Below are 11,992 nucleotides of genomic sequence, written 5' to 3'. Positions count from 1 at the left end.
AGGGCCAGTGATTACATCCACAACCTCATCAGCGGCCAGCCCACCAACAGCAGCATTGAGATGTAGAGCACGCCCATGATCCCACCGAGACGCCAATAGTCTTTTGATTTGACGTAGCCGCAGCCATAAATAATCACTCCGGGTCCGGTCGCATAAGGTGTCAGGACGCCCATAATACCAATCGACAACACCAACAACATAGACAACTCAGCCATCGGCAAGCCCGGTAAGCCCATGGCCACCGCCAGAATGACCGGCATCATGGTGGCGGTATGCGCCGACAGGCTGGCGAACAAGTAATGGGAGAAATAGAACACCAGTACCAGCGCGACCACCGTCATATTCGGTGAGAAACCGCTGAGGTGATGGCTCATGGTGTCAGCAAACCATTTGATAAAACCTGAACGGGTCAGCCCGCTGGCCATCACCACCAGCGTGGCGAGATTGACCAACGTATTCCACGCGCTGGAGTATTTGGTGACATCTTTCCACGCCACTACGTGCAGGATCAGCATCAGCGACACGGCCAACAAGCCGACGGCGGTGGCGTCGATAAAGCTATTGCCGAATACCCACAAACAGAGACTGAACAGAACCAGCACAATCAACGTCAGCTCTTTTTTAGTCAGCGCGCCCATCTCTTTGAGCGCCCCTACAGCCCAGACTGACACCTCATTGCTTTTGGTCACGCCCGGTTTGTAAAGGATGTATGACAACCAAGGTGCCACCACCAGTAAAATCAAACCCACCGGCAGAAACGCCAGGAACCACTGCATCCAGCCAATGTGCACACCGGCAATTTTACTGACAAACTCTACGCCCAGAATGTTAGGTGCCGCGCCGGTAATGAACATCGAGGAACTGAGGCTGGTACTGATCACCATCATCCACATCAGATACCCGCCGATGCGGCGCGAAGAGGGATCATTTGGATAGGATTCAAACAGCGCAGGCAGATTTTTCACCACCGGAAAAACCGTGCCACCGGTACGCGCAGTATTAGAAGGCGTGAACGGTGCCAGCAGAATATCGATAATAACGATAGCGTAGCCGAGCGTCAGGGTACGTTTACCCATAAACTTAACCATAATCAATGCAATACGGCGGCCAAGCCCCGTGGCTTCATAGCCGAGTGCAAAAATAAATGCCCCGAATACCAGCCAGACTGTCGTACTGGAGAAACCAGCCAACCCCCATTTCAGCGCCTGTTTTCCGGCTTCGAAATTCGGATCAGCCAGCTCTTTGACATCAAACAGCACCCAGTTAGAGCCTATAACACACACCGTCATAGCGATGAAGCTGATCGCCGTCGCCGGGATAGGCTCGAGGATCATACCGACAATCATCGCGACGAAAATAGCAAAGTAACGCCATGCTTGTGGCGGCATACCGTCCGGCGTAGGGATGCATAGCAGAACAGCCAGCACCACCAGCGGCAGCATAGCTTTTCCGATGAATTCCTTTGAAATGACCATAAATGGTCTCCTGTGGATACGGGTTGAGGTGATAAATATCACCAGGGCTTGTTAATTATTTATTCCGGGAACTGCGCCAAAAACCAGGTAAGGATCAGCAGATCGGCGCTGCCTCCGGGACTGAGGTTGCGAGTGATACATTGTTGGTCGAAGCCCTGTAATAAAGGGGCTGCGCATCGCTGGCGGCACTCACGCAGTACCTCGCGGGCGCGGGCCTGTAACCAGGTCAGTCCGGCAATTCCCCCGCGCGACACCACATTGGTGTCAGCATTCAGACTCATCAGCAGTAGCAGCGTCTGGCTTAGGGCTTGATCCTGCCTTCTGCCCTGTGCCATCAGCCGCCGATAAAAAGGCAGGCTGAGTTCAAGCACCGTGACAAAGCCGGACTGTGCCTCTCCGCGCGCGCCGGTCAAACCATACAGATGAAACAGCCGCTGACCGGCGGTTTGCAGCAGCGGCGCAGGCAGGCGTGACAGCTCCTTTTCAACCATACCCTGACAAAAAAGGGCCACCTGGCGGCAAAGAGAAGTGGCCGTGATCGCCCTACTGAGGCCATGCAGACGCCCCAGAGCACAGCACAACAGCCCCATAGAAAATACCGTGCCTTTATGCGTATTCACTCCGCCAGTGGCCGTAAACATGTCACTTTCACAGCCCATGCCCAATGGCCGCAGACGGCGCAATATTTCAACCGCTGACTGCTGACAACTCGCCTCTCCTTCGGCAATAAACCGGGAGAACCAGGGCGTTATCGCTTCAGTGCTGCGATAAAAGTGCTGCAGAGTCATGTCCCGATGTGCACCGTTATTGGCACGATCCACCAACCCCGGTTTTGGGGTCAGATTGACTTCCTGCAGTAACGCCTGACGGGCCAGTTCTGCCCATTCAGCCTTCTCATTAACAGCCTGAATCCGCGTTTTATTTATCCGCTGCGGCATGAAACAACGCCTCCATCTGGCTGAGCAGTTGTGCCGTACTGTGTTTCTGTTCACGGCTACAGAGATTGGCGGGTTGTTGACAGATAAGGCAGCGGCGTGCTGGCAGGCCAAAATCCTGGCGCGACAAAATCGTTCCGCTGGCATCAAGCACGTCGATGTCCCACAGGCGCCCGAGCGGATGGTTATCTTCCAGCGCCAGCGTCGCCTGTTTGATCTCTTGCGCGGGAAAGTCGAGAGCGATCAGCCCTTCGCAACCGGTATCCTGTGGCAGGCAACGCCATGCCAGCCAAGACCATCCATGCTGTTGGCTGAGGGTTTCCAGCGCCTGCCAGGCGAGACAAAATAACTCCCGGCTGAGCACGGTGTCTTTCACCGCACCCGGGACCACCATCGTCAGGGAAATTAACGTACAGTGATGGCGCGCCAGCCATGCCCGCTGCCGGGTCTGACGAGATTCACGGCGGGTAAGAAGCTCCGACAAACTGACGGCGCGGCTGGCGGCCAATACAGGGGAGACAGCACGCATCGGCTACTCCTCAATCTGATGAATAACATCGATAACTGAGCCGTCGCGATAACGCACCACGGCCACCACACGGTCGGTAAAGGTCAGGGCTGCAGGTTCGCCACTGAGCAGGCGGGCCCGCTCATAAAGCCAGTCGATGGTGACGGTTTTGATCCCGGCCTGTTGCAGATTTTTGGTCAGATCCGGCCGCGCTGGGTTAACGGCGATACCGTGGTCAGTAACCAGAATATCGATGCTGGAACCCGGCGTTACGCAAGTTATAACCTGCTTAACCAGCGTAGGAATACGCCCGCGCACCAGCGGTGCCACGATGATAGCCAAACGCGCCGCGGCGGCGGTATCGCAATGACCGCCGGATGCCCCACGCAGTACCCCGTCAGAGCCGGTCAACACATTGACGTTAAAACCGGTGTCTATTTCCAGCGCGCTGAGCACCACCACGTCCAGTTGTTCTACCGACGCACCTTTCGAACCCAGATTGGCATACTGGTTGGCACTGATTTCGACATGGCCGGGATTACGGTCCAGTGATTCTGCGGCCTGACGGTCAAAGCTCTGCACGTCGAGCAGGCGTTCGATCAACCCTTTCTCATGCAAATCCACAATCGTCGCGGTAATGCCGCCGAGGGCAAAACCGGCGGTGATCCCCTGACGGCGCATACTATTTTCCAGAAAACGCGTCACCGCCAGCGATGCGCCGCCGGTGCCAGTTTGTAGTGAAAAACCCTGTCTGAAATAGCCGGAGGCGACGATCACGTCAGCAGCACGGCGGGCGATCAGGAGTTCGCGCGGATTAGTGGTCATACGGGTGGCGTCGGCGCCTATCTTTTCGGCATCACCGACTTTGTCCACCTGCACAATCAGATCAACACGGTCCTGCGCGATGCTGGCGACGTGCGGATAAGGCAGCAACTGTTCGGTCAGCAAGACCACCTGACGTGCGTACTGAGCGTCTACCTGCGCATAGCCGAGCGAACCGCAGCGCGCCGTGCCACTGTGGCCGTTGGCGTTGCCGAACATGTCACAGGCCGGGACCCCCAAAAAAGCGACGTCTATACTCAACTCACCGCTTTCGATCAGGTTGACCCGTCCGCCGTGGGAATGGATCTGCACTGGTGGTAATTCAGGTAGCGCACCGTGCGAGAGAGCTTCGGCTAACGGGCCACGCAGGCCGGAGGTGTAAATACAGCCAATCACGCCGTGACGAATATGTTCGATCAACGGCCCATGGCACTCACTTAGCGAGCTGGATGCCAGCGTAAGATTTTTAAAGCCCATGACGGCCAGCGTATCGACCACCTGATTAAGGGTTAAATCCCCGCCACGGAAAGCATGGTGAAATGAAATGGTCATGCCGTCCTGTAATCCACTGCGGCGGATAGCATTTTCAAGCGATGAACACAGTTTGTGGTCACGCGGTTTGGCTGCCTGAAGGTTGGGTTTGGAAACCGGCGCGAACGGGGTGAACGCCTCCGCTGAGGTTGCGCTGAACTGACTTAAGCGCTGTTGCCTTTGCATGTCATTACTCATCTTATTCATCCCTCAGGCCGGACAGTGCCGCCCGCTGCAATACCAGACGCGCCCGTTCAATCACCGGACTGTCGACCATTTTTCCATTCAGTGACACCACGCCGAGCCCTTCGGCTTCTGCGGCAGCGGCAGCGTCAACCACCGCCTGTGCGTGGTCTCTCTCAGCTAACGTCGGGGCATACAGGTTATGGAGCAGTTCGATCTGACGCGGATTGATCAGGGACTTGCCGTCAAAACCCAGCTGTTTGATATGTGCTGCTTCGTGAAGAAAACCTGCGTCATTGTTGGCTTGCGAGTAGACCGTATCAAAAGCCTGGATACCGGCAGCGCGGGCAGCCTGTAAAATAGAGCAGCGCGCGAACAGCAGTTCAGTCCCCTCCGGCGAGCGCTCAGTACGTAAATCACGCACGTAGTCTTCTGCACCGAGGGCAATACCTATGAGTCTGGCTGACGCATTGGCAATCTGGACCGCCTGAGTAATACCGCGCGCGGATTCGATCGCAGCCAGCATGCCGGTGCTGCCCAACGGCCGACCGCACTGCACCTCAATACGGGCAATTTCGGTTTCCATATCGCTGACGTCCTGCGCGGTGTCAGTTTTAGGCAGGCGCACAATGTCAGCGCCACCGCGAACGACGGCTTCGAGATCGGCCAGGCCATAAATGGAATCCAGTGCGTTAACCCGTACGATAGTTTCGGTTTCGCGATAAAGCGGATGTTGTAGGGCATGGAAAACCAGACGGCGGGCGGCGTCTTTTTCGCGCAGGATCACCGAGTCTTCGAGATCGAACATCACCGCATCAGCCTGATAAATGAACGCGTTACTCACCATCGCCGCGTTGGCTCCGGGCACGAACAACATACTGCGGCGCATTTTAAGTTTTTGTTGTGTCAATGTCGGCATCAGCATGCCTCCCACTGGTGAGGATTTTGATCGCTGGCGCGGATCAGCGCCGTCTCGAGACGAGCGCGCAACACACAATCCAGCGCACCTTTGTCATCCACCACCAGCGTGACAGTTTCAATCTGCAAATCCTTCAGGACCTCAGCAATGCGCAGGCGGATCTGCTGGCCGAATTGCTTCTCTACGGTGCTGCTCAGTTGCAGGTCGATGTGGGTGGCATTGGGTGCAACGCGCACCATGACATCGCTGGACTCCAGCGTGCCGGCAAGGGTTTCACGGATAATATTCATTGTTCACCTGTCTGGTTGACGGTTGCCATGGCCCGATCTGCGGATTTTCCAGCGCGCACGGCAAGGAGGTTTTCGAGGTAGTGGCTGGTTGCGGGGGGAACCAACTGGCGGATAGTATCGATGTCTGACTGCGCCAGTAATTTGCGCACCCACGAGGCAGAAATGGCGGTGCTCTCCCAGGTGAGGCGCAGTATCTCGACCAGTGCTATCGGCGGGCTTGCCAGCGTTTCGGTTTCCAGCCAGTAACGCATATCCTGATTATACTTAGCGGTCACCTCGCAAAAAGGTTCGGTGCCGACAAACCGGTGGGTAATTCCCAACGCAGGTGCCAAATACTGACGAAATATTTTTAGATCAATTTCGGTATAGCAATCATCCGCGACACCCTGATCCTTGATGAAATAACAGGGAAAGGTAGCCCGGGAGATCATATATTCTGAACCAGCATGCAGAGTGACATGGTTAATATCCGCAACACCCTGGCGTACTAATTCATAACGGTCTTCATAGGAGAAACGGGAGTTATTCTCTTTGACCAAAAAGACGTGTAGCCAATCGCACTCCTTAGCCGCCTGACGGACCAGATATTGATGGCCAAGCGTGAAGGGGTTAGCATTCATAACAATACAGCCAATACGTTTTCCAGGCTGGTAAAGCTGGCGTAATTCATTAGCATAACGACTTAAACGGCAGGCGCTATTTTCCATTAACACAACAATTTCTGGCACGCTGGCAATAGGATAAAAACCGCAGCGCTTAAATAACACCTGGTTTTGCGTTTTAGTGTAGATAAACAAATGACTATGATGGCGCTCATACGCCAGGTTAACCAGTTCGGTCGCCAGCTTCAGTGCCAGCCCCTCGCCGCGCACGCTCTCACTGATGGCTACACACTTGATAATGTTGCCCGCAATACCGCCGCAGGCCAGTAGCAGCCCATCACGGCGCAGGGTGATAAATATTTCGACCGTGGTATCTATATTTAAGCCATTAGCACGCAAGAAGGCCGTAATTTCTGCTATGCCGGCATGATTGGTACGCGTTACCTGACTGAATAGCCCATCCATGAATCACCTGATGATATTTTAATGCAACAAATCAGAAACAATATTTATTATAAATCCCAACAGAAGCCTATTTAATTAATGCTCAAACAAACCACAAAGGATAAAGATAAAATAAATCAGCTTTAGTAGTGCTGCATGTTAAACAAAAAAAATTGAAATTAATTGACCTATTTCACATTTAATTGAATGGGTAGAATAAATTTATTTTTGAAATTCTTTGTGGAGTTAATGGTTTTAATTACACGAACGGTGCCAATGGAGTTTATGGAGTTAATTAGTTTTAAATTCTTAAATAAAAAAGGCAGAGCCTAAGCCCTGCCTTATAAAATAACATGCAACCTTACTTATCAATATGTATCGGGAATTCCATTTCACTGTATTTCACCACTTTGGTCTTGCGAGTCAGCTTATAGCCGAACCAAATGATGAGGAATAACGGCAGACCGATGTAGGTTGCAGCCACTCCGTACCAGTCAATCGTGTCTTTCAGGAATGCCTGATAGTTCTGACCCAATGTGATGGTCAGACACAGCACAAAAGCAAAGATCGGTCCAAACGGAAAGAAACCGGATAAGTACGGCAGGGCTTTCAGGTCACGTCCCTGAGAAACATAACCACGGCGGAAACGATAATGACTGATCGCTATCCCCAGCCAGGCAATGAACCCCGTCATGCCTGAGGTATTGAGCAGCCACAGATAAACGGTCTGGTTGCCAAACATTGAGCTCAGGAAGCACAGTGCAGCGACCACGGTGGTCGCATACAGTGCGTTACGCGGCACACCACCTTTGGACAATTTAGCAAAAATGCGTGGCGCTTTACCTTCTGATGCCAGGGTATAGAGCATGCGGGTGGAGGCATACATACCCGAGTTACCGGCGGACAGTACCGCCGTCAGGATAACGGCATTCATGATCGCAGCCGCTGATAACAGACCCGCGTTACGGAACACCAACGTGAATGGACTGACGCTAATATCACCGACTTCGTTACGCAGTAGACTCGGATCGGTGTAGGGGATGATCAGGCTGATGACCAGAATCGCCAAAATATAGAACAGCAGGATCCGCCAGAATACCTGACGTATTGCACGGGGAATATTCTTGGCAGGATTTTCCGATTCACCCGCAGCCACACCGATCAGTTCCGTGCCCTGGAAAGAGAAACCGACGATCATCGCCACGCCAATCATTGAAGCAAAACCACCGGCAAAGGGCGCATCACCCATCGTCCAGTTGTGCCAGCCCGCCGTTTCACCGCCGCGCATAATACCCGTTATCATCAGTACGCCAACGGCGATAAAAATGATCACAGTGACCACTTTAATCATTGAGAACCAGTATTCGGCTTCGCCGAAACCGCGCACCGAAATATAGTTAAGCAGGAAGATCAGGCTCATGAACAGCGCGCTCCAGATCCACCCTGGGGTGTCCGGAAACCAGTAGTTCATCACCAGTTGCGCAGCGACCAGATCAACAGCAATTGTCACGGCCCAGTTGTACCAGTAGTTCCAGCCCAGTGCGAAACCAAAGCCCTCTTCCACGTATTTCGAACCGTAGGTTGAGAACGAGCCGGAGACTGGCATAAAGGCCGCCAGTTCGCCGAGGCTGGTCATCAGGAAGTAAACCATGATGCCGATTAGCGTGTAAGAGAGCAGTGCTCCCCCCGGACCTGCCTGGGAAATCGTAGCCCCCGAGGCAACAAATAAACCGGTACCAATAGAACCGCCAATAGCGATCATGGTTAGGTGGCGCGCTTTCAGCTCGCGGCGCAGTCCGCCCGGAGCTGGCTGCGAAGTTTTAGTCGATGATTGAGCCATTTTTGCCCTGTTTCCGCTGTCATATGGATTTTTACGCGCGGATTGTAACAAAAAGAGCTGGCCTGAATAGCATGAACCCCCTTTTATAAGACACCTTCATAATCGGCCACGGATCATTAGTAAAAGACGTTTATACCGATTCGCGGCAATACGTTAAGAACCTTGATAACGCGTTGGAAATATGTTTTTGCCGATGATAAATTAAGTATAGTTTGCGTAACAACGTTACCTGCGGCAAGTGGATCTCCACCAGCGCCCCGCTGCTAAGCTGCTCGGCGATCACCCGACGCGACAGGCAGCTGATACCGATACCATGGCGAACCGCGTGTTTAATCGCCTCCGAATTACCCAGTTCCATCACCAGATTGAAATCTGGCATTTGCGGTAAGAGCAAATGATCCAGCACCTCGCGGGTACCGGACCCACGCTCACGTAAGATCCACGGTGCCTGCGCCAGTATTTCCGGTGTCACGTTTTGGCCAGCCAATGGGTTATCCGGCGCGCAGAAAACCACCAGTTGGTCTTCAAGCCAGGGCTGAGTGACGAGTTCTGGCACGCTGCATGGGCCTTCGATAAGACCTAAATCCACACGAAATTCGGTTACAGCGTTAATCACGTCACGGGTGTTACCTACTTTCAGCTCCAGCGGCGTGGTGGGGAAATCCAGCCGGTAGTCAGCAATCATCCCAGGCAGCATATAGTTGCCGATGGTGCTGCTGGCACCGATACGCAGCGAACCATGGTCCTTGCTAAATAGCCGCTCAATCTCGCCAGCCTGCTCCAGCAGCGCCACTGCTTTGGGATACAACAGACGCCCATGCTCATTGATCACCAGCCGCTTACCCACACGGTCAAATAACTGTACGCCGAGTTGCCCTTCAACATCCGCCAGGGCTGCACTCACCGCAGATTGCGAGAGTGACAGCACGATCGATGCCTGGGTGGTTGAGCCGCTTTTCAGCACTTCGGCAAAAACTTCAAGTTGTCGCAATGTAATGTGCATCAGTAATGTGTCCGCCACACGTGCCATATCGCTCGTGTTTGTGTAGCCCAGAGTTAACGATAATCGCAGATTGCCCGATCGTCGCCATCCCTTTTATTTGAGTTAAGTGTAGCCCACTATCAGGACGCCTGACGCAGATTTGAAGCTGCTTACAGCGACTCTTTTAGGGGCGAGTCCCACAGATGAGATGAGTCATTCAGCCAGCACATTTGCAATTTGCAGTATAACGGGGGTATACCTCTTTTATAGATAGGTTATAAAGTTATAATCTATTTCGTTTTTATATAAGGCGGCGTTAGGCTTATCGGTAATGAAACCTCACCGAGGGCAAACAGCATGAATATCATGATAAAAGATCTCACTCGCTCACATTTTCTTAAGCCTGACGGGTTTGGACGGATTTTGCCGGGTTTACTCCTCACCGGCGCAGTGACGAGCGTTGCTATCTGGCTGAGTGAATTCCCGCAGCTAAGCCATCTGGGCCTCAGTGCACTGACGCTGGCGATCGTCATCGGTATGGTACTCGGTAATACGCTCTATCCGGCAGTACGTCCGCTGTGTCAGGACGGCGTGAATCTCGCCAAGCAGCGCCTGTTGCGCCTGGGCATTATTCTTTATGGCCTGCGCCTGACGTTTGCACAAATCGCTGATGTTGGCGCAACCGGCATTATAATCGACGCCCTGATGCTCAGCTCAACCTTCGCTCTCGCCTGCTGGCTGGGCAAAAATGTCTTCGGGTTGGACAGCGATACCGCCATGTTAATTGGCGCAGGCAGCAGTATTTGTGGTGCCGCTGCCGTGATGGCGACAGAACCGGTACTCGACGCAAAAACAGAGAAAGTGACAGTGGCCGTCGCCACGGTGGTGATCTTCGGTACCGCAGCCATCTTCCTTTATCCGTGGTTATGGCAGCTAAACCTGCAACATCAATGGATTAATTTCAGTGCCGTTCAATTTGGCATTTATACCGGCTCAACGGTGCACGAAGTCGCACAGGTAGTTGCCGCCGGTCAGGGTGTAAGCCCGGACGCAGAAAATGCGGCGGTGATTGCCAAGATGATCCGCGTGATGATGCTGGCACCTTTTCTGCTGCTGTTATCTGGCTGGAAGAGCCACAGGAATGCGCAGAAAACGCAAAACTCAGGCTTGCTGCGTAGCATCACCATCCCGTGGTTCGCTTTGCTGTTCATCGCGGTGGCGGCGTTCAACTCGCTGAATATTTTGCCACACAACTGGATCCCACCTCTTATCACGCTTGACACCCTATTGCTGGCAATGGCGATGACCGCCCTGGGCCTGACCACACATTTCAGCGCACTGCGTCAGGCCGGAGTGAAACCGATTCTGCTGGCTGCGATACTGTTTATCTGGCTGATCGTCGGTGGCGCGGGAATCAACGTGCTGCTACAGCATATATTGAGCTAACCTGTACCCGGGGGGACTTTTAACACTTCTCTGCTGCATACCCGCCCTCAAGACGCTATCATCCTGGGATAAAGCACCAACCGCAGAGGAGTGAACATGAAGTATATTGGAGCACATGTCAGCGCCGCAGGTGGGGTCGATCAGGCCGTCATCCGCGCACACCAACTGGAAGCCACGGCGTTCGCGCTGTTTACCAAGAACCAGCGCCAGTGGAAAGCCGCACCGCTGCCCGAGGATGTGATTGAAAAATTCAAAGTAGCCTGTGAAAAATATGGCTACAGCAGTAATCAAATCCTGCCACACGACAGCTATCTGATTAATCTGGGCCATCCGATTACCGAAGCGCTTGAGAAATCCCGCGAGGCATTTCTCGACGAGCTCCAACGTTGCGAACAGCTCGGTCTGTCGTTGCTGAACTTCCATCCCGGCAGCCATCTGATGCAAATCGATGAAGACAAATGTCTGGAGAAGATCTCTGAATCACTCAATATTGCGCTGAGCCAGACAGAAGGCGTGACCGCCGTTATCGAAAACACCGCGGGTCAGGGCAGTAATCTGGGGTTTCGCTTCGAGCACCTGGCAAAGATTATCGATGGCGTAGAAGATAAGAGTCGCGTCGGTGTCTGTATTGATACCTGCCACGCTTTCGCCGCCGGATATGACCTGCGCACTGAAGAAACCTGCATCGAAACCTTCCGTGAATTCGAAAAAATCGTGGGTTTTAAATACCTGCGCGGTATGCATCTCAACGATGCAAAAAGTGAGTTCAACAGCCGTGTCGACCGCCACCATAGTCTGGGCGAGGGCAACATTGGCAAAACAGTGTTCAGTTGGATGATGCGCGATACGCGATTCGACGGTATTCCGATGATCCTGGAAACCGTTGACCCGGAAATCTGGATTGATGAAATAGCCTGGCTGAAGTCGCAACAAAAAGCGCAGAGTGACGCTGCGGCATAAGTAAAATGTAAGCATAAAAAAAGGGCGCACATTGCGCCCTCAGATTGGCTGAAAC

Annotated in this window: 11 protein-coding genes; 2 read left to right on the top strand and 9 right to left on the bottom strand. The window is 53.2% G+C overall.

What is annotated here, in order from left to right; genetic code table 11:
• Window positions 1–11: 11 nt before the first annotated feature.
• From ACMV8I_RS01790 to yieE, 9 genes are all read right to left on the bottom strand, one after another.
• Entirely contained in the window at window positions 12–1,475 is a 1,464-nt protein-coding gene (locus ACMV8I_RS01790; RefSeq protein ID WP_498863514.1) for an anion permease, read from the bottom strand.
• Between the two features lie 59 nt (window positions 1,476–1,534).
• Window positions 1,535–2,413, bottom strand: a complete 879-nt coding sequence (citG, locus tag ACMV8I_RS01785; RefSeq protein ID WP_498863513.1) for a triphosphoribosyl-dephospho-CoA synthase CitG — start codon at window positions 2,411–2,413, stop codon at window positions 1,535–1,537.
• On the bottom strand, window positions 2,394–2,939 hold the full coding sequence (gene citX / locus ACMV8I_RS01780; protein ID WP_498863512.1) for a citrate lyase holo-[acyl-carrier protein] synthase: 546 nt from the start codon (window positions 2,937–2,939) through the stop codon (window positions 2,394–2,396). Before citX ends, citG begins: the two co-directional genes overlap by 20 nt.
• 3 nt (window positions 2,940–2,942) lie before the next feature.
• Window positions 2,943–4,469, bottom strand: a complete 1,527-nt coding sequence (gene citF / locus ACMV8I_RS01775) for a citrate lyase subunit alpha (protein WP_498863511.1) — start codon at window positions 4,467–4,469, stop codon at window positions 2,943–2,945.
• Between the two features lies 1 nt (window position 4,470).
• The gene (locus ACMV8I_RS01770) at window positions 4,471–5,373 is read right to left on the bottom strand and encodes an aldolase/citrate lyase family protein (RefSeq protein WP_498863510.1); all 903 of its coding nucleotides are present in this window, start codon (window positions 5,371–5,373) and stop codon (window positions 4,471–4,473) included.
• Entirely contained in the window at window positions 5,373–5,663 is a 291-nt protein-coding gene (gene citD / locus ACMV8I_RS01765) for a citrate lyase acyl carrier protein (protein ID WP_498863509.1), read from the bottom strand. The genes ACMV8I_RS01770 and citD overlap by 1 nt, the downstream gene beginning before the upstream one ends.
• Window positions 5,660–6,730 carry a [citrate (pro-3S)-lyase] ligase gene (gene citC, locus ACMV8I_RS01760; RefSeq protein WP_498863508.1) on the bottom strand — a complete coding sequence of 357 codons (1,071 nt, stop codon included), beginning with the start codon at window positions 6,728–6,730 and terminating at the stop codon, window positions 5,660–5,662. The genes citD and citC overlap by 4 nt, the downstream gene beginning before the upstream one ends.
• A 340-nt stretch (window positions 6,731–7,070) precedes the next feature.
• Window positions 7,071–8,549 (bottom strand): amino acid permease, encoded by a 1,479-nt coding sequence (locus ACMV8I_RS01755; protein WP_498863507.1) that lies wholly within the window; start codon window positions 8,547–8,549, stop codon window positions 7,071–7,073.
• A 130-nt stretch (window positions 8,550–8,679) separates the two neighbouring features.
• The gene (gene yieE, locus ACMV8I_RS01750; protein WP_498864691.1) at window positions 8,680–9,552 is read right to left on the bottom strand and encodes a DNA-binding transcriptional regulator YeiE; all 873 of its coding nucleotides are present in this window, start codon (window positions 9,550–9,552) and stop codon (window positions 8,680–8,682) included.
• Between the two features lie 336 nt (window positions 9,553–9,888).
• Between yieE and ACMV8I_RS01745 the strand changes: the two genes are divergently transcribed.
• Together ACMV8I_RS01745 and nfo are read left to right on the top strand one after the other, a co-directional pair.
• Window positions 9,889–10,977 carry a YeiH family protein gene (locus ACMV8I_RS01745; RefSeq protein ID WP_498863506.1) on the top strand — a complete coding sequence of 363 codons (1,089 nt, stop codon included), beginning with the start codon at window positions 9,889–9,891 and terminating at the stop codon, window positions 10,975–10,977.
• Window positions 10,978–11,073: 96 nt separating this feature from the next.
• On the top strand, window positions 11,074–11,937 hold the full coding sequence (gene nfo, locus ACMV8I_RS01740; RefSeq protein WP_498863505.1) for a deoxyribonuclease IV: 864 nt from the start codon (window positions 11,074–11,076) through the stop codon (window positions 11,935–11,937).
• Window positions 11,938–11,992 lie beyond the last annotated feature (55 nt).

This window comes from Ewingella sp. S1.OA.A_B6, assembly GCF_049889095.1.
Classification (GTDB): domain Bacteria; phylum Pseudomonadota; class Gammaproteobacteria; order Enterobacterales; family Enterobacteriaceae; genus Ewingella.
This window is presented reverse-complemented; position numbering and strand designations above follow the sequence as displayed.

Coding starts and splice junctions, on each gene's coding strand:
- ACMV8I_RS01755 (WP_498863507.1), bottom strand. CDS start 8,549: ATGGCTCAATCATCGACTAAAACTTCGCAGCCAGCTCCGGGCGGACTG.
- ACMV8I_RS01790 (WP_498863514.1), bottom strand. CDS start 1,475: ATGGTCATTTCAAAGGAATTCATCGGAAAAGCTATGCTGCCGCTGGTG.
- ACMV8I_RS01745 (WP_498863506.1), top strand. CDS start 9,889: ATGAATATCATGATAAAAGATCTCACTCGCTCACATTTTCTTAAGCCT.
- citG (WP_498863513.1), bottom strand. CDS start 2,413: ATGCCGCAGCGGATAAATAAAACGCGGATTCAGGCTGTTAATGAGAAG.
- citD (WP_498863509.1), bottom strand. CDS start 5,663: ATGAATATTATCCGTGAAACCCTTGCCGGCACGCTGGAGTCCAGCGAT.
- citF (WP_498863511.1), bottom strand. CDS start 4,469: ATGAGTAATGACATGCAAAGGCAACAGCGCTTAAGTCAGTTCAGCGCA.
- citX (WP_498863512.1), bottom strand. CDS start 2,939: ATGCGTGCTGTCTCCCCTGTATTGGCCGCCAGCCGCGCCGTCAGTTTG.
- ACMV8I_RS01770 (WP_498863510.1), bottom strand. CDS start 5,373: ATGCCGACATTGACACAACAAAAACTTAAAATGCGCCGCAGTATGTTG.
- citC (WP_498863508.1), bottom strand. CDS start 6,730: ATGGATGGGCTATTCAGTCAGGTAACGCGTACCAATCATGCCGGCATA.
- yieE (WP_498864691.1), bottom strand. CDS start 9,552: ATGCACATTACATTGCGACAACTTGAAGTTTTTGCCGAAGTGCTGAAA.
- nfo (WP_498863505.1), top strand. CDS start 11,074: ATGAAGTATATTGGAGCACATGTCAGCGCCGCAGGTGGGGTCGATCAG.